32 protein-coding genes are annotated in these 23,379 nt (G+C 71.9%); all 32 read left to right on the forward strand.

The window, feature by feature from the left end; translation table 11 throughout:
* Positions 1-15 precede the first annotated feature (15 nt).
* Positions 16-759 carry a hypothetical protein gene (locus AB0G63_RS09280; RefSeq protein ID WP_360746696.1) on the forward strand — a complete coding sequence of 248 codons (744 nt, stop codon included), beginning with the start codon at positions 16-18 and terminating at the stop codon, positions 757-759.
* Between the two features lie 32 nt (positions 760-791).
* Entirely contained in the window at positions 792-1,004 is a 213-nt protein-coding gene (locus tag AB0G63_RS09285; RefSeq protein ID WP_360746699.1) for a hypothetical protein, read from the forward strand.
* 123 nt (positions 1,005-1,127) lie between these two features.
* Entirely contained in the window at positions 1,128-1,499 is a 372-nt protein-coding gene (locus AB0G63_RS09290; protein ID WP_360746701.1) for a hypothetical protein, read from the forward strand.
* Positions 1,496-1,825, forward strand: a complete 330-nt coding sequence (locus AB0G63_RS09295) for a hypothetical protein (protein WP_360746704.1) — start codon at positions 1,496-1,498, stop codon at positions 1,823-1,825. Before AB0G63_RS09290 ends, AB0G63_RS09295 begins: the two co-directional genes overlap by 4 nt.
* A complete protein-coding gene (locus AB0G63_RS09300) occupies positions 1,822-3,015 on the forward strand; it encodes a helix-turn-helix domain-containing protein (protein ID WP_360746707.1) in 1,194 nt (397 codons plus the stop codon). The genes AB0G63_RS09295 and AB0G63_RS09300 overlap by 4 nt, the downstream gene beginning before the upstream one ends.
* 91 nt (positions 3,016-3,106) lie before the next feature.
* Entirely contained in the window at positions 3,107-3,751 is a 645-nt protein-coding gene (locus AB0G63_RS09305; protein ID WP_360746710.1) for a hypothetical protein, read from the forward strand.
* Positions 3,748-4,260 carry a hypothetical protein gene (locus AB0G63_RS09310; RefSeq protein ID WP_360746713.1) on the forward strand — a complete coding sequence of 171 codons (513 nt, stop codon included), beginning with the start codon at positions 3,748-3,750 and terminating at the stop codon, positions 4,258-4,260. Before AB0G63_RS09305 ends, AB0G63_RS09310 begins: the two co-directional genes overlap by 4 nt.
* Positions 4,257-4,871 (forward strand): hypothetical protein, encoded by a 615-nt coding sequence (locus AB0G63_RS09315; protein ID WP_360746716.1) that lies wholly within the window; start codon positions 4,257-4,259, stop codon positions 4,869-4,871. The genes AB0G63_RS09310 and AB0G63_RS09315 overlap by 4 nt, the downstream gene beginning before the upstream one ends.
* 132 nt (positions 4,872-5,003) lie before the next feature.
* Positions 5,004-5,141: a hypothetical protein gene (locus AB0G63_RS09320; RefSeq protein WP_360746719.1), complete on the forward strand. Its 138-nt coding sequence runs from the start codon at positions 5,004-5,006 to the stop codon at positions 5,139-5,141.
* 119 nt (positions 5,142-5,260) lie between these two features.
* Positions 5,261-5,461: a hypothetical protein gene (locus tag AB0G63_RS09325; protein ID WP_360746722.1), complete on the forward strand. Its 201-nt coding sequence runs from the start codon at positions 5,261-5,263 to the stop codon at positions 5,459-5,461.
* Between the two features lie 225 nt (positions 5,462-5,686).
* The gene (locus tag AB0G63_RS09330; RefSeq protein WP_360746725.1) at positions 5,687-5,989 is read left to right on the forward strand and encodes an HNH endonuclease; all 303 of its coding nucleotides are present in this window, start codon (positions 5,687-5,689) and stop codon (positions 5,987-5,989) included.
* A gap of 10 nt (positions 5,990-5,999) precedes the next feature.
* Positions 6,000-6,278, forward strand: a complete 279-nt coding sequence (locus tag AB0G63_RS09335; RefSeq protein ID WP_360746728.1) for a hypothetical protein — start codon at positions 6,000-6,002, stop codon at positions 6,276-6,278.
* Positions 6,279-6,365: 87 nt separating this feature from the next.
* On the forward strand, positions 6,366-6,641 hold the full coding sequence (locus tag AB0G63_RS09340; RefSeq protein WP_360746731.1) for a hypothetical protein: 276 nt from the start codon (positions 6,366-6,368) through the stop codon (positions 6,639-6,641).
* Entirely contained in the window at positions 6,604-8,166 is a 1,563-nt protein-coding gene (locus AB0G63_RS09345; RefSeq protein WP_360746735.1) for a terminase family protein, read from the forward strand. The genes AB0G63_RS09340 and AB0G63_RS09345 overlap by 38 nt, the downstream gene beginning before the upstream one ends.
* Positions 8,167-8,176: 10 nt before the next feature.
* Positions 8,177-9,397 (forward strand): phage portal protein, encoded by a 1,221-nt coding sequence (locus AB0G63_RS09350; protein WP_360746738.1) that lies wholly within the window; start codon positions 8,177-8,179, stop codon positions 9,395-9,397.
* Positions 9,394-10,068: an HK97 family phage prohead protease gene (locus AB0G63_RS09355; RefSeq protein WP_360746740.1), complete on the forward strand. Its 675-nt coding sequence runs from the start codon at positions 9,394-9,396 to the stop codon at positions 10,066-10,068. Before AB0G63_RS09350 ends, AB0G63_RS09355 begins: the two co-directional genes overlap by 4 nt.
* A 139-nt stretch (positions 10,069-10,207) precedes the next feature.
* Positions 10,208-11,599 (forward strand): hypothetical protein, encoded by a 1,392-nt coding sequence (locus AB0G63_RS09360; RefSeq protein WP_360746743.1) that lies wholly within the window; start codon positions 10,208-10,210, stop codon positions 11,597-11,599.
* Between the two features lie 73 nt (positions 11,600-11,672).
* Positions 11,673-11,882 (forward strand): hypothetical protein, encoded by a 210-nt coding sequence (locus AB0G63_RS09365; protein ID WP_360746745.1) that lies wholly within the window; start codon positions 11,673-11,675, stop codon positions 11,880-11,882.
* Between the two features lies 1 nt (position 11,883).
* Entirely contained in the window at positions 11,884-12,480 is a 597-nt protein-coding gene (locus AB0G63_RS09370; protein ID WP_360746748.1) for a phage gp6-like head-tail connector protein, read from the forward strand.
* A gap of 12 nt (positions 12,481-12,492) precedes the next feature.
* A complete protein-coding gene (locus tag AB0G63_RS09375; protein WP_360746751.1) occupies positions 12,493-12,942 on the forward strand; it encodes a hypothetical protein in 450 nt (149 codons plus the stop codon).
* Complete coding sequence (locus AB0G63_RS09380) at positions 12,942-13,136, forward strand: hypothetical protein (protein ID WP_360746754.1); 195 nt, start codon at positions 12,942-12,944, stop codon at positions 13,134-13,136. Before AB0G63_RS09375 ends, AB0G63_RS09380 begins: the two co-directional genes overlap by 1 nt.
* Positions 13,129-13,866 (forward strand): hypothetical protein, encoded by a 738-nt coding sequence (locus tag AB0G63_RS09385; protein ID WP_360746756.1) that lies wholly within the window; start codon positions 13,129-13,131, stop codon positions 13,864-13,866. The genes AB0G63_RS09380 and AB0G63_RS09385 overlap by 8 nt, the downstream gene beginning before the upstream one ends.
* A gap of 74 nt (positions 13,867-13,940) precedes the next feature.
* Positions 13,941-14,342 carry a phage tail tube protein gene (locus AB0G63_RS09390; protein WP_360747053.1) on the forward strand — a complete coding sequence of 134 codons (402 nt, stop codon included), beginning with the start codon at positions 13,941-13,943 and terminating at the stop codon, positions 14,340-14,342.
* A 12-nt stretch (positions 14,343-14,354) separates the two neighbouring features.
* Positions 14,355-14,861 (forward strand): hypothetical protein, encoded by a 507-nt coding sequence (locus tag AB0G63_RS09395; RefSeq protein ID WP_360746759.1) that lies wholly within the window; start codon positions 14,355-14,357, stop codon positions 14,859-14,861.
* 14 nt (positions 14,862-14,875) lie between these two features.
* Positions 14,876-15,265, forward strand: coding sequence for a hypothetical protein (locus AB0G63_RS09400; RefSeq protein WP_360746765.1), 390 nt, complete (start codon positions 14,876-14,878; stop codon positions 15,263-15,265).
* A gap of 168 nt (positions 15,266-15,433) precedes the next feature.
* A complete protein-coding gene (locus tag AB0G63_RS09405) occupies positions 15,434-17,710 on the forward strand; it encodes a phage tail tape measure protein (RefSeq protein ID WP_360746768.1) in 2,277 nt (758 codons plus the stop codon).
* Positions 17,711-17,714: 4 nt separating this feature from the next.
* Positions 17,715-21,086 carry a hypothetical protein gene (locus tag AB0G63_RS09410; protein ID WP_360746771.1) on the forward strand — a complete coding sequence of 1,124 codons (3,372 nt, stop codon included), beginning with the start codon at positions 17,715-17,717 and terminating at the stop codon, positions 21,084-21,086.
* 9 nt (positions 21,087-21,095) lie between these two features.
* Positions 21,096-21,497: a hypothetical protein gene (locus AB0G63_RS09415; RefSeq protein WP_360746774.1), complete on the forward strand. Its 402-nt coding sequence runs from the start codon at positions 21,096-21,098 to the stop codon at positions 21,495-21,497.
* A 27-nt stretch (positions 21,498-21,524) separates the two neighbouring features.
* The gene (locus AB0G63_RS09420) at positions 21,525-21,770 is read left to right on the forward strand and encodes a hypothetical protein (RefSeq protein ID WP_360746777.1); all 246 of its coding nucleotides are present in this window, start codon (positions 21,525-21,527) and stop codon (positions 21,768-21,770) included.
* 68 nt (positions 21,771-21,838) lie between these two features.
* A complete protein-coding gene (locus AB0G63_RS09425; RefSeq protein ID WP_360746780.1) occupies positions 21,839-22,747 on the forward strand; it encodes an N-acetylmuramoyl-L-alanine amidase in 909 nt (302 codons plus the stop codon).
* 3 nt (positions 22,748-22,750) lie between these two features.
* Complete coding sequence (locus AB0G63_RS09430; protein WP_360746783.1) at positions 22,751-23,044, forward strand: hypothetical protein; 294 nt, start codon at positions 22,751-22,753, stop codon at positions 23,042-23,044.
* Positions 23,041-23,373, forward strand: a complete 333-nt coding sequence (locus AB0G63_RS09435; protein ID WP_360746786.1) for a hypothetical protein — start codon at positions 23,041-23,043, stop codon at positions 23,371-23,373. Before AB0G63_RS09430 ends, AB0G63_RS09435 begins: the two co-directional genes overlap by 4 nt.
* The last annotated feature ends 6 nt before the right edge of the window (positions 23,374-23,379 follow it).

A 23,379-nucleotide genomic window follows, 5' to 3' on the forward strand; every position in this document is an offset into this window, starting at 1 on the left:
CACGAAGGAGGCGCGATGGAGCGCACCGCCCCCAATGCGACGCGAGCCCCCCGCGCGGACGGACAGGGCGAGGGGCTCGCAGCGTCGCAGCCAGCAGACGCTGATGTTGTTGCTCCCAGCGTAGGCGCGGGCACTGACACCGGGTGCGAGCTGTGCGGCGAGGAGGCCGCGGGCCGGTACCTGTGCGAGCGGCACGCCACCGCGCTCGGCCAGCGGCTCGACGACCTGCCCGTCCTGTATGCCGAGGTCGCCGAGTGCCTGGTGCCGCGCCGGTCGGGCTGGGGCGAAATCGTCGCGACGAAGGGCGCGGCCGGCCCCCGCGCCCCGCTCGACGAGGACGTCATCGACACGGTGAACAGCGCCCGCGCGGCCGAGGTGCTGCACCTGTGGCGGGTCGACGTGCAGCGGGAGCGGTGGCCGCAGCACAGCGCGCCGCCCCCGGCCGGGCTGGCCGCGGACTGCCGCTGGCTCGGCATGGAGCTGGACTGGATCGCCGCCCACTACCCGGGTGCCGGCGACCTGGCGCGCGAGGTGCGGGAGCTGGAGGCGTCTGCCCGCACGATCGTCGGCGATCCGGTTCCCCGTCCGCAGCGGCTCGGCACGTGCGTGGCGGTCGATAGCGACGGCGTGGTCTGCGGGGCGGTCGTCTCCCGTCTTCCGGGTCAGGCCCGGGCGACCTGCAGGTGGTGCGGCTACAGCTATGAGTCGGAGCAGGACTGGCTGCTGCTCCTGCACTTCCAGCCCAGGGCGTCGGCGTGACTATCACGGGGGCCCGTGATACTCTCTCCGCTGTGACCGAAGAACCCTGGCGGTCTCGGTTCAGGCGTGAGGACGAGCTGGTGGAACAGCTCCAGTCGCAACTGGCCGAAGCGCTCAAGCGGCGTGGCAAGGCCCTCGCCGACGGCAAGGCCGAACTTGGCAGCTCGTACAAGGTCGCCAAGGAACTCGGCCGCAGCTACACCGTCATCAACGACGCGATCAAGAAGTACTCGACAACCGAATAAGAGCGGGGCCGGACGACAGCTCCCTGGGTGGTGGAACACCCAGGAGCGGCCGCGTCGCCCGACCCCTACCGCACCGGAGCGCTGACACGCACCGGCACTTCCCACCACGAGATTGGGCTCGTAATGGACAGGAAGAACAGTAGCGCGCCGTCGTGCGCGCAGATCGGCCCCGCCCGGCGTCTCATCGCCGCGGGCATCATCCGCCGCAGCCCCGGCCGCACCCTCACCGTGCGCGTCACCCAGGCCGGCGTCACCGGCACCATCCGCACCGCCGCCAGCGCGCCCTCCTGCTGCGGTCGGCCCATGCGCCGCGACGGCAGCCAGTACGTGTGCGGCCGCTGCGGCGCCTGGACCGACCCCGGCATTACCGGCCTCGCCCCGAAGGCGCGCACGTTCGACGACGACAGTGACGACGTCTGCCCCATCTGCGAACGCTGGATCTGCACCTGCGGCAGCACCAACCGCCTCGGACTCCGTCAGGCGGCTGGCCGATGAGCAACACCCACCTGCCCGAGGACTTCCGCGACCTGCTCGCCGCCGTCCTGGAGGCGATCGACCTCCCGCACCCGGCGACCATCGGCGGCGAGGCGGCCCATGACCGGCTGCTGGCCGCCCGCGTCATGCACGCCCGGATCACCCTGCGGAACCTCCTCGACGACGGTCCCGACCTCGGCGCCGCCTGGGCCGCGACGTACCTGCGCGAGCGGCTCGCCGAGCACCCCGTCGCCGGATACGTCACCGTCGACCATGCCCAGGCCGCGCTCGACGACGGCAAGACCTGGTCCGAGGCCATCACCCTCCCCACCGGGGAGGACCGATGAGCACCCTCACCGCCTGGGCCCACGCCAACCCCGTCATCACCGCCGCCGGCGCCGCGCTGCTGCTGCTCACCGCGCTCACCCTGCCGCTGCTGCGCTCCCGCCGAACCCGCACCAGCGCACGCACCCCGGCCGCCGTCATCGTGGCCGCGCTCGGCGCCCTCGCCTGCACCGCCTACAGCGGCGACACCAGCTGGCGCTTCGCCGAACACGAGCTGGGCATGGCCTCCGTCAAGGAGCGCTCCGCGCTGTTCCTCGCCGCCGAGCTGGCCCTGTTCGCCTGCGCCCTCATGGCCCGCCAGAACCTGCGCGAGCGAGGCACCCCCGGAGCCCCCGGCACGCTGGTCTGGTTCATCACCGGCGTGCAGGTCATCCCCGCCTACTCCGAGTCCGGCATCGTCGGCGGCACCGTCCGCGCGGTCGTCGGCCCGGTCCTGGCCGCCCTGCTGTGGCACCTCGCCATGGGCATCGAGCTGCGGCACGCCCGCCCGGACGCCGCATCCGCATCGCTGCCCTCCCTGCTCGCCCGCGAGGCCCGCGAGCGGCTGCTGTCCCGCCTCGGCCTCGCCGTCCGCGACCGCACCGCCGAGCAGATCACCCGCGACCGCGCGACCCTGAAGGCCGTCGCCCTCGCCGCCAAGCTCGCCGACATGAAAGACGGCGCCCGCGGCCGCGCCCGGGTCGCCCGCCGCCTGTCCGTCGCCGTCGGCACGGCACAGGCCGGAGCCGACGACGAGCAGCGCGCGAAGCTGCTCGACCTCCTGGCGGCCCGCCGCCACGCCTCCGCCCTCGCCACCATCGACCTCCCATCCCCGTGGCAGGACGCCCAGGACGCACCCGAGGACGACCAGGACACCCAGGACGCACCCGCGTCCCCGAGCGTCCCGCCCTTTCCCCGGCCCGTCCCGCCCGGCGCGCGCCTGCTCCCGATCGTGGCCCGCCCGGCCCCGGCCGAGCCGACGGGGCAGGACGCCCAGGACGCACCCGAGGACGACCAGGACGCGGACGACGGGCCCCCGCCCGAGCCGCCCCTGATGACAACCGCAGACGTCGCCGATCACTACGGCATCAAGCCGTCGACGGTCCGCAACTGGGTCGCCGCAGGACGCATCCCGGTCCACTCCAAGGACTTGGCAGGACGCAACCTCTTCCACCCCGACCAGCTTCCCCGCGGCGCGCTGGTCCCGGCTTGAAGGCAAACCCCGGCGCCACACCCCGGCGGGGCGCGGCCACGCTGCCGCTCCCCGCCCGGCCGCCCCTCACCCAGGCGAAAGGTGCCACCCGATGGCCCCACAGCCGTCGCCCGGCGGTGACGAGCTGCGCGTCCGCGCCTACCTCCGCCGCCTCGGCGCCCGTCCTCTCGGCCACCAGGACCAGGAGACTCCCGTGTCAGACCGTCCCATCACCCCGTCCCGGATCATCCCGGCCGGCGCCCCGCTCCCCGCCCGCGCCCCGGAGCCCGGGGAGGCCCCGCCCTGGCGCACCCCGCCGCCCGCGCCGCCGGCCCCGCCCGCCGACCCGCCTCCATGGCCCGGCCCCACGCCGACGCCCGGCCCGATCGAGGTCCGCGTCACCCTCGCCCCCGCCCCGATCCCCGAGCCCGAACCGACGCCCAGCTGGTGGGCCCGCATCTGGGACCGCATCGCCACCTGGCGCATGGCCGGCGCGCTCGTCGCCGCCCTCACCCCCTGGGCAGGCGGGCACAGCCCCGTCGGGATCTGGTCCCACACCGTCCACCAGGCCCGCACCGAGGCATCCGTCGGCGGCGCCTACGTCATCGCCGCCGTCGCCGTCGGCGCGGCCTGGGCCCTCGACCGGCGCACCGGCCGCGCCGTACCCCGCTTCCTCCTCGTCACCGCCAGCCTCGGCGCCCTCGGCGTCCTGCACTGGTGGGACCCGATCCTGATGCTCACCGGAGTCACCCTGTGAACGCCACGTCCACACTCACCCTCGGCGGCCTCCTCGCCGCCCTCCTCGTCCTGGTCGCCAACCTCCACCCCTGGTGGACCGGCAACCGGGAGATGAAGCAACTCGCCTCCTTCGGGAAGGGGTTCGGCGCCGCAGCGTGCGCCGCGGCCTGCCCCGGAGGCATCCTCGGCTGGGCCCACTCCCGCACCGGCACCGTCGCCAACGGCACAGGCGCACGCGTCAGCGCCGCCGCCACCGGCACCACCTCCAACGCCGCCCTGACCACCGGCCAGCTCACCGGCCTCGGAGCCACCGGCGCCGTCGTCGCCGTCATCGCCGTGTTCCTCGTCGTCCTCTCGTACAAGAACGCCGGCAAGAAGGACAAGAAGCGCATCCTCGGCGGCGCGTTCGTCGGCTCCGTCCTGCTCCTCACCGCAGGCGTAGCCGGGGCCCTCGCCTGGCTCCCCGGTGCGCTCAACGGCGTCGGGGACGGCGTGGTCGCCGCCGTACAGGGGGCGGGGATCCTGTGAGCCGCCTCGCCCGCCCCGCCGCCCGCCTCGCCGCCGGATCCGCCACCCTCACCCGCCGCCTCGCCGCGCGGGCCGCCGCCTGGGTCCGCAAGGGCCGCCGCGACGACCTCACCGGCTGGCGTGCCGCCCTCGGCTGCTGGCTCCGCCTCGCGCTGCTCACCTTCGGCCTGTACCTGCTGTGGCGTCTCGTGCGTGCGGTGCCCAACCTGCTGTGGCTGCTCACCGGCTGCTGGACGCTCGCCGCCTGGCGCGCCGGGAAGCCCCCCGCCAAGGCCACCGAGGACACCGACGAGGACGCCTCCGACGAGCCCGAGGAGAACACCCTCGGCACCCCCGACCCGGAGGCCGTCCGCACCCTCCTGCTGACCCTCATGGGGGAGGCGTCCGGGGTGCACCTCCGCACGGTCCTCGCCCACCTCCAGGAGCACGGCCACTGGGAGGGCCGCACGGTCACCGATCTGCGCGCCCATCTGGCCCGCCTCGGGGTGCCCGTCGACCGCGGCGTGAAGGTGGCCGGCACCCCCACGTGGGGGGTGCGCCGGAGGGACCTCGAAGGCCCTTCCCCGGCCGCCGCCCAGGAGCCGTCTACCGCCCCGTCTACCGCCGCCTGACCTGCACGTCTACCGGCCCATCTACCGCCGTCTACCGCCGGGTCTACCGGCCATCTACCCCGGGGCAGCCGCTCGCTGCCAGGCATCCCGGCCGCCCCGGTCCCATCCCAACGAAGAGACAGGACCGCCATCATGGCACTCGGATTCAAGAAGCCCATCCCCGCCGACGACCCCCGCCTGAAGGGCCGTGAGACGACCTACCAGGCCTCCCGCGGCGGCTGGTTCCCGGTGAAGGAGAAGCCCGTCCCCGGCAAGCCGAAGGAGAGCTGACCCCGCTGTCAGACCCGCGTCGTACAGTCGCAGGCATCCATCCGCGTCTGCTGGCTGCGACGCGCTCCGGCCCCGCCGCACCACATCCGGTGCGGCGGGGCCCGCTGCATCATGGGCTCATGGAGTCGCTCTACATCCGGCCCGGCCACCTCACCGCCCACCAGACCGCCCGCGTCCTCGGCGTCGGCCTGCCCGCCGTCCGGCAGATGGTCCGACGTGGCCACCTCACCCGCTCCGGCGGCACCGAACGACAGCCCTGGTACGCCGCCCCCGACGTCGCCGCCCTCGCCGCCAAGCGACAGACGCCCAAGGCCGCTTGACCGCAGGTCAGAGACCTGTCACCATCCCGGTGTACAACTGTGCCCTCAACCGGGCACCGTCGTGACCCCCGGCGAGGCGTAGCTCAGCACCACAGAGCGCCCGGCTTCACCACCGGAACGGACCCGGGTGGAACCCCCGGCGCCCCCCCGAGGGCACGGCACCACAAACGCACGACGAAGCCCCAGCCGACTGCTCACCGGCTGGGGCTTCGTCGCGTCCAGGAGGTGCACATAGCCACCGACCGCAGCGAACTGACCAGCTACGCCTACCGGCAGATCCGCGCCCGCGTCCTCGCCGCATCCGACGTGTGCATCGTCTGCGGTCACGGCGCAGCCGACACCACCGACCACATCCACCCGGTCAGCAAGGGCGGCGCCCGACTCGACCCCGACAACCTCGCGCCCATCCACGGCGTGGCCGGCTGCCCCGTCTGCCTCCGCAAGTGCAACTCGGAGAAGGGCAACCGCCCCCTCGCCGAGGTGGTGCAGCTGGTCACCTCGGTGGACTGGTTCGCAGGACCTCCGTAAGGAGAAGCACGTGGTGTACCTCGGCCCGCTCCACCACGGGGAGACCGACGCGGACATCGTGGCCGACAGCCTGGTCGACGCACTCACGAACTGGGACATGATCGCCTGCACGCCGAGCTGCGCCCGGCCCTGGCGCCGCTGGCGCTGGCAGGCGCCACGGACCTGGACCTGTCCCGGCTGCCGGACACGATGGACCGTCGAGGGCCGCACATGGGTCGAGGTCCTCAGCCCATCGCAGGTCAGACGCCTGGAAGCCGAGCTCGGCCTGCCAACCGTTCGTGATTTTTAGAAATCGGACATTTCTCAACCCCGCGCCCACCTGTTTTTTTTCTCCCCCCGGGCCGATCACGTCCGGATGATCATGGAAGGGGGCGGCATGGGCCCCGTGGAGAAAGCCGTCCGGGACGACGTCGAACAGCTCGGGGATCTGGTCGGTGTCGAGCCGTCTCTGACCGAGCTCGCATTCACGCTGGCGCGCCGGGTGGACCGTGCGGCGATGGCCGAGTGCGAGACGTGCGGGGAGGCGATCGCCCAGGAGGACCGGCTGCTGCCTCAGTTGACCCGCGAGCTGCGGCAGACGCTCGCCCAGATCGTGGAGGGGCGGGCCGCTGACGATGACGACGACCTCGGAGACCTGGGCTCCCCCTACTGAGTTCGCCGAGGATCTCCGGGAGCGGTACGGGCTGGAGTGCCCGCCGCGGTGGGGGACTCCGCGGCATCCGGACCGGCCGTCGCTGGGGCCGAAGCTGTGGAAGGTCATGGCGAAGCTCGGGGCGCCGCCGATGCCGTGGCAGAAGTACGTGACCGACGTCGCCCTGGAACTGGACCCGGACACCGGCCGGTTCGCTCACCGCGAGGTGGGCCTGTCGGTGTCCCGGCAGCAGGGCAAGACGGAGTTGTGCCTGGGCGCGCAGGTGCACCGGGCGCTGGCGTACCCGCGGCAGAACATCGTGTACGCCGCGCAGACGAGGGGCATGGCCCGGCAGCGCTGGGAAGACGAGTTCTGGGAGAAGATCAGCGGCTCGGACCTGGCCCGGCTGGCGCGTATCCGGAAGTCGAACGGCAACGAGGCGATCCTGTGGGGCCGGACGCGCTCGCGGATGGGCATCACGGCGAACACGGAGAAGGCCGGCCACGGGCCGCCGCTGGATCTCGGGTTCATCGACGAGGCGTTCGCGCACGAGGACGACCGCCTGGAGCAGGCGTTCAGTCCGGCGATGCTGACACGGCCGATGGCACAGCTGTGGTGGGCGTCGGCCGGCGGCACGACGAAGAGCGTGTGGCTGAACAAGAAGCGGGAGCGGGGACGGGCGCTGATCGAGGCGCTGTTCGCCGCGCTCGCCGAGGACCCGGCGGCCGCCCGGCCGCGGGTCGCGTACTTCGAGTGGTTCGCCCCCGAGGACATGGACCGGGCGGACCCGGCGACGTGGCGTGCGACGCTGCCCGCGCTCGGACACACAGTGACCGAGGAGATCATCGCGGCCGAGCTGGAGAAGATGGACCCGGCGGAGTTCGACCGGGCCTACCTGAACCGGACCAGGAAGCCGACGCCGCCGGTCGACCCGAATGTGCCGAAGGGGAAGTGGCCGGGCCTGGTCGACGCGAAGAGCCGGCCGGTCGCCGACAGTGTGGCGTTCGCGGTGGACGTGTCGCAGGACCGCTCCTGCGCGTCGATCGCGGCCGCGTCCCGGCGGCCGGACGGGCGGGTGCATCTGGAGGTCGTGGCCCGACGTCCGGGCACGGACTGGGTGGTGCCCGCCATGGTGCGGCTGCGGGAACTGTGGAAGCCGGTGGCGGTCGCGATCGCCTCGTCGGGGGCGCCTGCCGGGTCGCTGATCGACGATCTGATCGCCGCGGGCATCGACGTGCCCGAGGACAAGGACCACCCCGTGCGCGGGGATCTGGCGGTGATGCGGTCGGGCGACATCACGGAGGCGTGCGGGCAGCTGGCCGACGCAATGAACCAGGGCAGCATCCGGCACACCGACCAGGTTCCGCTCACGGCCGCCGTGAACGGGGCGCGGACGCGCCGCAACGGGGACGCCTGGCAGCTGGACCGCACCGCCTCGCAGGTCGACATCAGCCCGTTGTGTGCCGTCACCTTCGCGCGGTGGGCGCTGCTCATCCGGGGCCCGCAGGTCGAAGAGGACTACGACATCGGCGACTCGTTCGCGTAGGGAGGCACGTATGGGCACCTGGTCGAAGGTGCGGCGCGTCTTCAAGCGGGACGCGAGTATCACCAGCGCCGAGGATCTGCTGGCCCTGTCCCGGGAGGGGCGCACCGGTGGGAAGGTGCACGTCACCAACGACTCTGCGCTGCGGCAGTCCGCGGTGTGGGCGTGCCTGCGGCTGCGCGCGGACCTGGTCTCCTCGTTCCCGATCGACGTCTACCGGCGGGTGCAGGGTCTGCAGGTGGAGGTTCCCAAGCCGCCCGTCCTGGTCACCCCGGGCGGCAGTGAGGTCGGCATCAAGGAGTGGATGTACTCCACCGAGTTCGACCTGGACCGGGCCGGGAACTGCTTCGGGATCATCACCGAGCGATCCGGGGTGATCGGCCCGGACGGTCGGGGCCTGCCCGGCCGGATCGACCTGGTGGAACTCGGCACGGTCACGGTCCGGGCGAACGGCTCGCAGATCAAGAAGTTCGTCATCGGCGGGACCGAGTACGAGCCGTGGGACGTGTGGCACGAGAAGCAGTACACCGTCGCCGGGTTCCCGCTCGGGCTGTCGCCGGTGGCGTATGCGGCGTGGTCGATCGAGGAGTCCCTGAACGCGCAGCAGTTCGCCCGGGACTGGTTCGCCGCCGGCATCGTCCCGTCGGGGACGCTGCGCAACACCGCGAAGACGGTCGACAAGAAGAACGCGCGGGAGGCCAAGGAGGCGTTCCGGGCGGCCGTCTCCAACGGGGACGTGTTCGTCCACGGCATGGACTGGGAGTACAAGCCCGTACAGGCCGTGGCCCAGCAGGCCCAGTTCCTGGAGGCCCAGCAGTACAGCAACGGGGACATCGCCCGGTTCTTCGGCTGCCCCGGCGACCTGATCGACGCCGCGGTGTCGGGCAGCTCGGTGACCTACGCCAACATCAGCCAGCGCAACCTGCAGTTCCTCATCATGAACCTGGGCCCGGCCGTGGGCCGCCGCGAGGACGCGTTCAGCCGCCGTCTGGTGTCCGGGCCGCGGTACGTGAAGCTGAACACGGACGCGCTGCTGCGCATGGACCCGGCGGCCCGGGCACAGACCCTCAAGACGCAGATCGATTCGCGCACGCTCGCGCCGTCGGAGGCCCGGGCCCTCGAGGACCGGCCGCCCTTCACCGAGGACCAGCTCGCCGAGTTCGACCGCCTCTTCGGCTCGCGCTCCGTACCCACGCCGCCGCCATCGATCACCCCGACGGGAGCCACGTCATGACCGCACCCACGCTCGCCGCCGCGGCGGCGGAACGCGCCCAGCACATCCGGCAGCGCGCCGACCGGCCCTCGCAGCGTCGCAGCGCCGAGCAGGCCGGCGCCCGCGCCACGGTGCGGGCCGCGCTGTCCCGCGTCCAGGTCCGCGACGCCGCCGACGGGAGCACGCTGGAGTTCACCGGGCACGCCTCGGTGTACGAGCAGTCCTACGAGATGTGGGACATGTTCGGCCCGTACACGGAGATCGTGTCGGCAGGCGCAGGCACGGACTCGCTGGCCCGCGCGGACCTCGACGTGCCGCTCGTACTCGGGCACGACCAGCTGCGTCGCATGGCCCGCACCACGACCGGCACGCTGATCCTCACCGAGGACGACACGGGCCTGTCGGTGCGCGCACCCGCGCTGGACCCGGCGGACTACGACGTCGCGTACATCGCGCCGAAGCTGCGCGCGGGCCTGATCGACGAGATGTCGTTCGCGTTCCGCATCGAGTCGGGGCAGTGGTCCCCGGACTACACCGAGTACCGGATCAACCGGTACGACATCCACCGCGGCGACGTCGCGATCGTCGGCTACGGCGCCAACCCGCACACCGGCGCGAGCCTGCGGCAGCCTGCGGCCGCGCCGACGACCGGCCGGGCCCGCGCGCTCCTTGAGCTCGCGATCGCCCGCTGACACCTGATCTTCCCGCCGCCCGGCGGGACCTTTGCCCTGCGCTCTGCGCGCACGAGCCCACCCGGCGCCATGGCCTCGGGTGGCCGTCTGACCTGGACACGGGGCGCCTGGAATCCACACGAGAGAGGACGACGAGACGATGACTCTCGCCGAGCTGATCGCCCAGGCGCGGACCGCGCTGGACACGGCGATCGCCACCCGAACCCAGGAGCAGGACGCCCTCGTGGCGCTGCGCTCCGACGAGAACCTGACCGAGGACGCGGTGCGCGCCCAGGTCTCCGCGCGTGACGCCGCGGACGCCGAGGTCACCCGCCGCCAGCAGGCCCTGGACGAGCTGCTCGCCGAGGAAGCCCGCGAGGCGGAGATCGCCGCGCTGCAGGCGCGCAACACCCCGGCCGCCCACCGGGCCCCGGCCTACGACCAGGTCGCCCGCGTGGGCGCCGAGGAGCGCACCTACCGGCCCGACCAGGACCGGCGTGGAGCTGCGTTCGAGCGGGACGTCGCCGCGGCGTTCCTGGGCGACTACGAGGCCCGTGACCGGCTCTCCCGGCACATGGCCGAGGAGCGCGTGGAGCGCGGCGACCAGCTGCAGCGTGCGGCCGGTACGGGCGCGTTCGCGGGCCTGGTGGTGCCGCAGTACCTCACCGACCTGTACGCCCCCGCGGCGGCGGCCAAGCGGCCGTTCGCGGACGCCATCCGCCGGCACGACCTGCCCGCGCAGGGCATGACGGTCAACCTGTCCCGCATCACCACGTCGTCGTCGGTCGACAATCAGTCCGCGGAGAACGCGGCCGTCGCCGAGCAGGACATGGACGACACGCTGCTGACGTTCAGCGTGCAGACCGCCGCGGGCCAGCAGACCCTGTCCCGGCAGGCCGTCGAGCGAGGCGCCGGCGTGGAGGCCATCGTCCTGGACGACCTGTTCCGCCGCTACGCCACGAACCTGGACAGCAAGCTGCTGAACCAGGCCGCCACCGGACTGAGCGCCGTGGCCACCGCCGTCGCGTACACCGACGCCACCCCCACGGTGGCGGAGCTGTACCCGAAGGTGCTGGAGGGCCTGTCCGGCGTCGAGGCCGCGCTGCTCGACCTGGCGTCCGGCGACAACCTCGCGGTCATGCACTCGCGCCGCTGGTACTGGATGCAGAACGCCATGGGCACGACGTGGCCGCTCATCAGCCAGCCGGGCATCGCCGCGCAGCTGTCGGGCACCAACCTGGGCACGACCTACGGCAGCGGCGTGCGGGGCACGCTGCCCAACGGCACCCCGGTCATCGTCGACAACAACATCGCGACGAACCTCGGCGCGGGCACCAACGAGGACGAGATCTACCTCGTGGACCGCAACGAGTGCCACCTGTGGGAGGACCCGAGCGCCCCGATGTACATCCGGGCGGAGCAGGCCAAGGCCGCGAACCTCGGCATCCTCATGGTCGTCTACGGCTACTACGCGTACACCCACTCGCGTCTGCCGCACGCCCGGAAGATCGGCGGCACCGGCCTGATCACGCCGACGTTCACCGGCGTCTGATCCCCCTCGCTGTGAGGGCCCGCCTCGACTCCGGCGGGCCCTCACGGTCCATCCGCAACCCCGGGAGCAAGCCATGGCAACCGAAGACCCGATGGTCGCCGCGCTGCTGCGCGAGCGTGAGGGCCTGGTGCAGCGCGGTCTGGCGGACCGTGTCGCCCAGGTCGACGAACAGCTGCAGCTGCGCGGCGTGGAGCCGCCGGCCGACGGCACGCCGCCGGCGGTGCCGACCACGCGGTCGACGCCGCCGAAGGGCCGCCGCACGCGCGGCACCGAGCAGGCGTGACGTGGCCAACGAGTACGGCACCCTCACCGCGCTGAAGTCGCGGCTGAGCATCGAGGCGGACGACACCAGCCGCGACACGCTGCTGACGTCCGCGCTGGGCGCCGCGTCGCGCAGCATCGACAAGGCGTGCGGCCGCCGCTTCTGGCTGGACGCCGCCCCGGTCGCACGGACCTACCGGCCCGCCGGGCGGGTGGCGCGCGGCGCCGACGGCGAACTGCTCCTCGTCGACGACATCGGCTCGGCCACCAGCCTCGTGGTGGAGACCGGCAGCGCTGCATCGTGGACGGCCGTGACCGGCTACGAGACGAGCCCGGACAACGCCCTGGTGGACGGGCAGGCCATCACCGGCCTACGGCGCTTGGGCGGCTCCTGGGGCGCGTCCACGGGGCGCGTCCGGGTGACGGCCCGCTTCGGCTGGCCCGCCGTGCCGGACGACATCACCGAGGCCGCGCTGATCCAGGCGTCCCGGCTGTACAAGCGCAAGGACTCACCCGAGGGCATCATCGGCTCCGCCGAGTGGGGCGTGCGCAGCCTGTCCCGCCGGGACCCGGACGTGTGGGCGCTGATCGAGCCGTACATCCTGCCCGGCTTCGCGTAGAGAGGGACGCTCGTGCAGATCTCCGCTGTCCGTGACGCGATCGCCGCCGCGGCCCGCACGGTCGTGCTGCCCGCCGGCATCGGGAAGCTGGTGTGCACCGGCTACGTGCCGGACGCCGTGACCACGCCGTGCTTCTTCGTCGGCGAGGTCGAGGTGAACTTCGACCGGGCGATGGGCCGCCGCCTGGACGAGCTGCTGTTCACCTGCCGCGTGCTGGCCGGCCGCGCCGACGACCGGTCCTCGCAGCGCATCGTCGACGCGCTGCTGTCCGGGGCGGGACCGGCCTCGCTGAAGGCCGCGTTCGAGGCGGCCCGCGGCGCCCCGGGCGAGATGGCCCTGGGCGGCCTGGCCGACGACCTGCACCTGCAGCGGGTGCAGGGCTACCGCTGGTACGAGCACGCCGGGGCCAGCTACGTGGGCGCCGAACTCGTCATCAAGGTCATCGGAGACGGGAGCACCTGATGAAGATCCGCATGCTGGTCGGCGGGCCGCCCGGGGCGGTCCTGCACGACCGGCCCTGGCCCGCGGAGGGCAGCGAGGTGGACGGCCTGCCGACCACCGTGGCCGCGCACCTGATCGCCTCCGGCGTCGCCGAGGAAGTGACCGCCACACCGCCCGGGCGCGGCCGGAAGCGGAAGGGAGACGGCGATGGGTAAGACCGTCCTGACGAACGTGCGGTGCTTCGCTGTCGGCGTCGACCTGACCGGCGTCAGCAACAAGATCGAGCTGTCGTCCGAGGTGGAGACCAAGGAGACCACGAACTACGGCTCCGGCGGCTACAAGGAGGTCGTGGGCGGGCTGGCGTCGGCGGAGATCTCCGGTGAGGGCCAGTGGGAGGCCGGCGACCTGACGAAGGTCGACGACGCGTCCTGGGCTCAGCTGGGCGGGGTCGGGCCGTGGTCGGTCAGCGCGAACAACGCGGCGGCCGTGGGTGATCTGGCGTACTTCACGCAGGCGCTGCGCTGCAACCACAAGATCGGTGACGCGGTCGGTGAGGTCGCCCCGTGGACAGCGTCCGCCAAGAGCAGTTGGCCGCTGGTGCGCGGCCAGTTCGCCCACCCGCCCGGCACGGCGCGCACGGCGACCGGCACGGGGACCGGCCTCAACTTGGGGGCGGTCGCCGCGGGCAAGCGGCTGTACGCGTCCCTGCACGTGCTGTCCGTCGCGGGCACCACCCCGTCGCTGACGGCCCGCGTGGAGTCGTCGGCGGACAACACGTTCGCCGCGCCCACCACCCGTCTGACGTTCACCGCGGCGACCGCGGTGAGCGGGCAGGCCCTGCGTACCGACGGCACCGCCGTCACCGACACGTGGTGGCGCGTGGCGTGGACGATCACCGGGACCACGCCCTCGTTCCTGTTCACCGCCGCGCTCGGCATCCAGTAGCACCCTGCCCCACTCCTACCGGCCCGCTTCCGGGCCCTTCGCCACGCCCTGAAAGGGGGGCCGCCGTGCCCAAGATGGTTCTGCTCGCCGAGTACCTGTCCATCAACGCCAACGTCCTCAACGAGTTCACCCGGAAGGCGGAGCTGACCGTCGAGGTGGAGGAGAAGGACGTCACCAACTACGCCAGCCTCGGCTGGAAGGAAGTCGTCGGCGGCCTGAAGTCCGGCGAACTCGGCGTCGAGTTCCTCCAGGACTACGCCGCGACGAAGCTGGACGCGATCATGTGGCCGCTGCTGGGCACCGTGGTCCCGTTCGAGGTGCGCGCCGACCAGGCCGCCGTCGGCCCGGCCAACCCGAAGTACACCGGCAACATCCTGATCAACGGGTGGAACCCGATCACCGGATCCGTCGGCGACGAGGCCACCGTCAGTCTCGGCTTTCCCACCTCCGGGGCCGTCACCCGGGCGACGACGTAAGCGAGCGCGCCGGTGGCGGACACGTCCCGGCTCAGCCTGGAGCTGACCGCACCGAACCTGCGGAACATCTCCAACGCGCTGAAGGCCGAGGAGGACGGCAAGGAGCTCCGCAAGGAGCTGACGAAGAACATGCGTGAGGCGCTGAAGCCGGGGGCCGCCCAGGCGAAGAGCGCCATCATGTCGATGGCGTCGACGACCCCGCACGACGGGCCGGCGCTGAAGACGTCGATCGCGCGGAAGATCCGGCCCGAGGTCCGCATCACCGGCAGGTTCCCCGGCGCGAAGATCAAGGCGTTCAAGACGACGAACCTGCGCGGCTTCCCCAACGCGCCCAAGCGCACCAACCGGGCCTCGGGCTGGCGGCACCCGGTCTACGGCAACCGCGAGGTGTGGGTCCAGCAGCAAGGCAAGACGAAGTGGTTCGACCACGCCTTCGAGGGCCAGGAAGGCCACTACAAGCGGGCCGTCCAGTTCGCCCTGGCCGACATGGTCAACCGCATCGCATCCCGATCCAACTGAACGAAGAGGCCACCGTGAAGGTCACCTACACCCCCGACGACGGCGAGCAGCAGGTCTTCGACTACAACCCCAACCGGCTGATGTCGGCCGAGCGGGAGGCGCTGGAGAAGCGCACCGGCCGGTCGTTCAACGAGTTTGCGATGGGCGTCCTGAAGGGCAACGCGCTGTGCCGCCGCGCGCTGCTGCACGTCCTGCTCAAGCGGCAGCACCCCACCCTCGCCTTCGACGACGTCGACTTCTGCTGGGACGAGCTCACGGTCGAGATGACCAAGGGGGAGATCACCCTCGCCGTGGAGCGGATCCGGGAGAAGAACGGCGACGAGGACCTCGCCGAGTCGATGCTCCGGGCCTACGACGAGGCGCCGGAGGACGAGGGAAAAGCCCGGCTGCCGTTCGCCGTCTGAGCCACCTCGGCAACGCCGCGCACCTGCTGCACATGACCCCCAGGGACTGGGATCTGCTGACCGTCGAGGAAGCGGACCACCTCCTGGACTGGCTGGACAGCTACCTCGCGCAGCTGGAGAAGGCCGCCAAGCGGCGGTGACACCCGCACCGGAAGGGAGGGATCCGCCGTGTCGGACACCAGTCTCGTCTTCGCCCTGTCCGCCCGGGACGAGACCGGCGAGGGGATGAGCTCGGCCCGTCAGACGGTCGACAGCGAGACGGCGGGGATGGCCGATGACGTCGCCGCGAACGGCTCGAAGATGGGTCCCGCGCTGGCCGCGGCCGGGGCGGCGGCCGGCGCTCTGGCCGGGGCCGCCCTCATGTCGACGCTCGCGCAGGCGATGGACGTGTCCGAGGCGACGTCCAAGCTGGAGGCCCAGCTGGCGAACACCACCGCCGACGTCGGCGCGGCCACGGACGCCATGACGAACGTGTTCGCCGACGGCTGGGGCGAGTCGGCCACCGAGGTCGGTGACGCCATCAAGGCCGTCACGCTGAACATGGACGAGTTCACCGGCAACCAGGCCGGCCTGGAGGACATGACGAAGAAGGCGATGGGCCTGGCCAAAGCCTTCGACCAGGACGTCAACGGCGCGACGGCGGCGGCCGGTCAGATGGTGAAGACTGGCATGGCGGACAGCTTCGACGAGGCGATGGACCTCATCGCGGCCGGTCTGGGCAGCGTCGCCAACAAGAGCGACGACCTCCTCGACACGATGAACGAGTACTCCACGCTGTTCCGCCGGGTGGGTCTGGACGGCGCGACGGCCATGGGCCTGATCAGCCAGGGCCTGCAGGCCGGCGCCCGGGACTCCGACGCCATCGCGGATGCGATCGGTATCTTCAGCGAGATGGCCCTGGCCGGCGGCGACCAGGTCAACGCCGCGTTCAAGTCGATCGGCCTGAACGGCGAGGACATCGGCCGCCGGATGCGCGCGGGCGGCGATGAGGCCACCTCGGCGCTGCAGGACACCATGGACGCCCTGCGCGGCACCGACGACGCCACCACCCGCCTGACCGCCGCGCAGGTCCTGTTCGGGGACCTCGCCAACACGCAGGCGGACGCCCTGTACGCGCTGGACCCGGCATCGGCGGCCGCCGCCGGCGGCTTCGACGACGTGGCCGGGGCTGCCGACAAGGTCGTCGACAAGCTCGAGGACTCCCCTGCGATGCGGATGGAGTCCTTCAAGCGGGGCGTGCAGCAGAACGTCATCGACTTCCTGGGCGGCACCGTGCTCCCCGCCGTCGCCGACTTCAAGGACCGGTTCCAGGAGGAGTTCAGCAGTATCTGGGCCGAGGCGGGGGCGGGCGGCACGCAGGGCTTCGACCGGATCCTCGACGCCGTGGTGATCCTCGGCCAGCACCTCGGCCAGAAGATCATCACCGATGTCGCCCCGAAGGCCATCGAGGGCCTGTCCGGGGCCGGTCAGCGGGTGGCCGAGTGGGTCATGGCCAACCCCACACAGGTCCTGAAGACCGCAGCGATCGCCGCCGCCATCGTCATCGCTGTGGCCGCGCTGCCCATCCTCGTCGCCGCCAGCCTCACCGCCGCCGGCGTCACCATGATGCTCGGCTTCGTCTCCTCCCTGCTGTCGGCCCTGGGCGAGAACCTGCCGCGCTGGTGGGATGCGTTCAGCTCCTGGGTGTCGACGAAGGCATCCCAGGCGGGGACCGTCTTCAACGCGCTCGGTACGGCGGCCGCGGCGTGGTTCTCCTCGCTGTGGTCCCGCTACATCTCCGGGCCGGTCAGCCGCCAGTGGACGTCCTTCACCGACAGCGTCGGCACCCTGCCCGGCCGGGCCTCGAACGCCCTGGCAGGGCTCGGCAGCAGCCTGTGGAAGCGGGCCTGGGATGCGGGGCAGTCGATGAAGGACGCCGCCGTCAACCGGGCGGTGGCCCTCGTCGTCTGGATGCAAGGACTGCCCGGGCAGCTGACCGGTGCGCTCGCCAGCCAGGGCTACCGCCTCTACAACGCCGGCGTCGACTTCGTCGTCGGCATCTGGAACGGCATCTCTGGTGCCGGCGGCTGGCTGTGGTCGAAGATCGTCAGCTTCGCCAACGACTACATCGTCAACCCCGTCACCAGCCTCCTGAAAATCGGCTCCCCGTCCAAGCTGGCCGCAGACGAGATCGGCCACTGGATCCCGGCCGGTATCGCCATGGGCGTCGAGGACAACGCCGGCGTCGTCGACCAGGCGATGCGTCGCGTGGCCGACCCGGCCGCCTACCGGCCTGCCACCGCGGCGGCCGCGCCCGCCTTCGCCGGGACGCTGGCCACCAGCAGGCAGACCCTGCCGCCCCTGGTACTGGAACTCCGCGGCGGGTCGAGGGCGTTCCGCGAGTTCTTCCAGGAGTCCGTCCGCACCACCGCGGGCGGCGACGTCGTCCGATTCGCAGAAGGGTAGTGACGTGCCGAGCCTGCCGCCGCCCCTGTGGGCCGAGCTGTTCTACAACGGCGCATGGAACGACATCACCGGCGACCTGCGGGCAACAGCGCCCGTGACCGTCACGCGCGGCCTGTCCGCGGAGTCCTCGTCGACCGCGGAGCCCACCTCCTGCACCTGCGACCTCGACAGCCGCGACGACCGGTACGCACCCCGCAACCCCACCTCCCCGCTGTACGGGCTGATCGGCCGCAACACGCCCTTCCGGTTCGGCTACACGGTCGGCTCACCGTGGGCGGAGATGTCCGGCGCCGCGGGTAACAAGCTGTCCACCCCGGACAGTGCCGCCATGGCCGTCACCGACCTCGACCTGCGCGTCGAGATCGCTCTGGAGGACTGGTCACAGCAGAAAATCGCCGGACGGTACAGCACCGTCGGCGAGAACCGCAGCTGGGCCCTGAGTCTGGCCGGCACCGGCCAGCTCAGCTTCCTTTGGTCCCCGGACGGCACCCTCGCCAGCCGCATCGCCCGCTTCTCCACCGAATCCCTTCAGGCCTACAACGGGCAGCGCCTGGCGCTGCGCGTCACCCTCGACGTGAACAACGGGGCCGGAGGCTACGAGCTGCGGTTCTACACCGGGCGCACGGTCGGCGACGCCGAGTGGAGTCTGCTGGGCGACCCGATCACGGGTACCTCCACGACCGCGGTATTCGACGGGAGTGCCGGGATCGAGCTGGGCGAGGTGTCCGGCCTGGTGGACAACGCGCTGAAGGGGAAGCTGTTCGCGTTCAAGCTGATGACCGGGATCGGCGGGAGCACCGCTGTCGGTATGACGACGGCCGACGCCGCGCCCGGCGCCACCTCGTTCACCTCGGGCGGCGTGGTGTGGACCGCGGCCGGGGGCGCGCTGCTGACCAACCGGCACATCCGCATGACCGGTGAGGTGCCGGCCTGGCCGCCGACGAGGGACCTGTCCGGCCGCGACAACTACGTCAGCATCACCCCGGCCGGGGTGATGCGGCGGATGGACGCCGGGAACAAGCCGCAGGACTCGGCGCTGCTGCGGTACATCAAGACCCAGCGGCCGCTGGAGTGCTGGCCGCTGGCGGACGGGATCGAGACCAGCGGCGGGCGGCCGCTGTACGGGTCGCCGGAGATGCGGCTGGACCTGGACAGCGGCACGGCCACCCCGAAGTGGGGCGAGGGGGCACTGGCCGACTGGATCGAGCCTGTGGTGCTGCTGCCGTCCGGCTCGGACGGCAAGCTGCGCGGCGCCACCAGACGGGCCGCCGCAGCGGCGTCCGGCTGGTCGGTCGACTTCTTCTACAACGGCAAACAGGACCTGGACTTCACGATCGCCGACTACGGCGACATGACCGACGACGACCACCGCGTCGGCTGGACGATCAGCCTGGCCGCGTCCACCAACCAGATCACGGTGACCTCCGCATCCGTGGGCGACACCACATCCTCGGTCGCGGTGCAGGCCACCATCACCTCGGCCGGTGTCTTCGACCGACGGCTGCACCACATCCGGCTGACCACCACGACGGCAGGCCCGACCTTCGAGGTCTTCGTGGACGGGGTGTCCCGCGCGTCGGGCACCGCGACCGGGTACACGTCCAAGGCCGTCCGCTTCGTGCGGCCCGGCTGGTTCTACACCTCGATCACCCAGGACCTGCCGTCCATCGGCTACATCACCTACTGGGGCAGCAGCGCACCCTCGGCCGCGGCCGTCTACCAGGCGGCCACCGGCCTCCAGGGGGAGCGGGCCGGGGCCCGGATCGAGCGGCTCGCCGCAGAGTCCGGGTACGCGGCGTCCGCCGCGGGCGCGAGCATCTACCAGCAGCGGATGGGCATCCAGGGCCGCAAGAAGCTTCTGGACCTGCTGGGCGAGGCGGCCGCGACGGACTTCGGGTACCTGCTGGAGGCGAGGGACCGCAACGAGGTGATCTACCGGGGCAACTCCACCCTGTGGAACCAGCCGCCCGCGCTCACCCTGGACTTCTCGGCCGGGCTCATCAGCCCCCCGTTCAAGCCGGTCGACGACGACAAGCTCACCGAGAACGACGTCAGCGTGCGGCGGGAGTTCGGGTCCTTCTTCGGACGGCAGGTCCTCGAGGACGGCGAGCTGTCCGTCCGGGACTTCCCCGACGGGGTGGGCCGCTACGACACCGAGTACACCTACAGCCTCTACACCGACCGGCAGGCCGACCAGGTCGCCTCGATGCGGCTGCACCTGGGCACCTACGCCGGGGTGCGCTACTCCCGGCTGACGCTCAACCTGGCCAACGCCCGCGTCTTCGCGCTGATCGACGACATCCTCCGCGTCGACGTCGGCGACAAACTCCGCCTCACCCACCTGCCCGCCGACCACGGACCCGACGACGTCGACATCCTCGTCACCGGCTACAGCGAGGACGCCGGACCGGACGGCTGGACGATCACGTTCAACTGCGTGCCGGCCGAGCCGTGGACGGCCGGAGTCGTCGGCAGCACCGTCTACGGCCGCGCCGACACCGGCGGCTGCATCCTCGCCGAGGCCCTCGACCCGGCCGAAACGAGCGTGGACGTGTTCACCACCGGCCTGGCCCGCTGGGTCGACTCACCCACCTACCCGTCCGACTTCCCCTTCGACGTGCGCACCGGCGGGGAGGTGATGCGCGTGACCGCCTGCACCAGCAGCGTCACCGACACCTTCACCCGTACCGTCACCGACGCGTGGGGCTCGGCGACGACCGGCGGCAGCTGGACGAACAGCGGCGGCGCCGGAACCGACTACGACGTGACCGGCAGCGCGGGAACGCACACCCTGACCTCGGTCAACGTCTCCCGCTACAGCGTCATCACCGCCCCGTCCGCGGACGTCGACGTGGTCGTCGACGTGGCCACCAGCGTCCTGGCCGCCGGCGGCCCGCACTATGTGGGCCCTGTCGCGCGCTTCACCGACGGCAACAACAGCTACTACGCGCGGGCGTCGTTCCAGACGGACCAGACCATCTCGCTGGTCCTGCAGAAGCGGGTGGGCGGCACCCAGACGGACATCACCTCCGTGGCCGTCCCCTACACCCACGCGGCCGGCACGTTCTACCGGCTCCGCTTCCAGGTGATCGGTTCCGCCCTGCGCGCCAAGCTGTGGACCGCGGGCGGCCCGGAACCCGTGGAATGGCAGGCCACAGCCACTGACACGGCCCTGACCGCCGCAGGCTCGGTCGGGGTGCGCTCCATCCTGTCCTCGGCGAACACCAACACGCTGCCCGTCACCGTGTCCTACGACAACTTCGCCGTGCTCAACCCGCAGACGTTCACCGTCACCCGCAGCATCAACGGCGTGACCAAGTCCCATCCGGCCGGCCAGTCCCTCAGCCTGGCCAACCCCGTTTACGTGGCGATGTAGGAGGCGGCCATGCGGTGGCTCGCAGGCATGACGATGACGGCCGACCGGCTCAACGACAACACTCTGGACGACTCGACCACTACCGGGCTGGCGGCGGCGGCCGGCTTCAGCGTGAGCAGCTTCTCCGGCCGCAAGCTGCACGGCATCACCACCATCCAGCTGGTGTGCACGTACACCGGGACCACGGTGGCCATCACCCCGGGCGCCAACCTGGCCGACGTCCTGATGTGCACCCTGCCCTCGGGATGGCGGCCGCCGGAGGTCATCAACGCCGTCTTCGGCGACGGCTCGATCGACGGCGAATGCACGATCGGCACCTCCGGGCAGATCAGCCTGCGGTCGATCCTGGACGACCTCACCAACAACCGCAACATCCGCGTCACCGCCATGTGGATCAGCGAGAACAACTGACCTCACCCTCCAGCAAGGAGACAGCCCATGCCCTTTGGCACCCCGCAGGGTCCGACCCAGAGCAAGTGGCAGGTCGCAGCGAACAGCGTTGCCGGGATCAACGGCTATCCGGTCGAGTTCAGCGTGACAGCGGCCGCCGACAACCCGGACGACCCGGACATGGCCGGCATCGTCCAGCAGTTCATCGACCTCATCGCGTCCTCACCGAACTTCAAGGTGACGTCCGCGAGCCGCTCCTACGGCTACCAACAGCCGATCACCCCCACCACCTGACCTCACCCGATCATTCCCCGCCCGCCCCGCGCCGCCCGGCCCGGGGCTTCGTCATGTCTGGAGCAGCCATGGCCACACCGCCCGCCGCGTCCACCTTCGCCGACCTGCTGCGCGCCGAGGGCCTTACGGTCGTCGAGGTCGGCGACTGGGAGACACACAACCGCAACCACAAGGGCCCGTGGGGCCCCGTGCACGGCGTGATGATCCACCACACCGTCACCAAGGGCACGGCCGCCACCGTCGCGATCTGCCGCGACGGCCACTCCGGCCTGCCCGGCCCGCTGTGCCACGGCGTCATCGCCAAGGACGGCCGCGTGCACCTGGTCGGCTACGGCCGCGCCAACCATGCAGGGCTCGGGGACCCGGACGTGCTGTCCGCGGTCATCGCCGAGCGGGCGGCGCCGGTGGACAACGAGGCCACCGTCGACGGCAACCGGCACTTCTACGGCTTCGAGTGCGAGAACCTCGGCGACGGCCAGGACCCGTGGCCCGCCGCCCAGCTCGAGGCCATCGAGCGTGTGGCCGCGGCGATATGCCGGCACCACGGCTGGGGCCCGCTGTCGGTCATCGGCCATCTGGAGTGGCAGCCCGGCAAGGTCGACCCGCGCGGCTTCGGCATGGACTGGCTGCGCGGCAGCATCGCCGACCGGCTGAAGACCGGCACGCCCACCACGCCGCCGCAGCCGACCCGGCCGGTCGTCGACCTGTCCAAGCTGGTCGCCGCCGCCCGCTCGAACCCGAAGGCGAAGGACGAGCCCGTCACCTACAGCGGCGTGCGCATCGTCGAGTCCGCCCTCGTCGACGCCGGATACCTCGCCAAGACGTACAGCGACGGCCATTACGGCACCGCCACCATCGACGCCTACGCCAAGTGGCAGCGCCACCTCGGCTACACCGGCTCGGCCGCCGACGGCATCCCCGGCAAGACCAGCCTCACCCGACTCGGCGCCGAGCACGGCTTCGACGTGAAGGAGTAACCCATGCTGCTGCCCTCCATCCTGCGCACCGTCGTGCCGCTCCTCGCCGGGTGGGTCATCACCGTCCTGGCCGGACTCGGCCTGCAAACCGACTCCACCACGGTGGCCGGCGGCCTGGCGCTCGCCGTCGCCGCCGCCTACTACCTCGCCTTCCGGGTCATCGAGCGCGCCGCCGAGAAGGCGGGCGGGCCCGCGTGGATACGCACCGCGGCGGGCCTGCTGCTCGGCTACGCCCGGCCACCGCGGTACGAGTCCACCGACGACGTCCAGGCCCTCATCCGTGCGAGCCGCGGATGAGCGACACCACCGGCGTGCCAGCCGTCGACACCGTCGTCGTCTGGTGCGTGGCCACGGCCGCGATCGGCGCCGGCCTCGGTCTGCTGTGGCGGCTCACCCGCGGCGTGCGACGCATCCTCACCCGGGTCGACGAGTTCGTCGACGACTGGAACGGGGTCCCCGCCCGGCCCGGCGTCCCGGAACGGCCCGGCGTGATGACGCGCCTGGACGGGATCGAGGAGCGGCTGGCCAGCGTCGAGCACGAACTGCACCCGAACAGCGGGTCTTCGCTGCGGGACGCGGTCGACCGTGTCGACCGGCGCACCCAGCGGCTGACCCGAGACGGCTGACACACG

This window comes from Streptomyces sp. NPDC020996 (assembly GCF_040641355.1).
GTDB lineage: Bacteria > Actinomycetota > Actinomycetes > Streptomycetales > Streptomycetaceae > Streptomyces.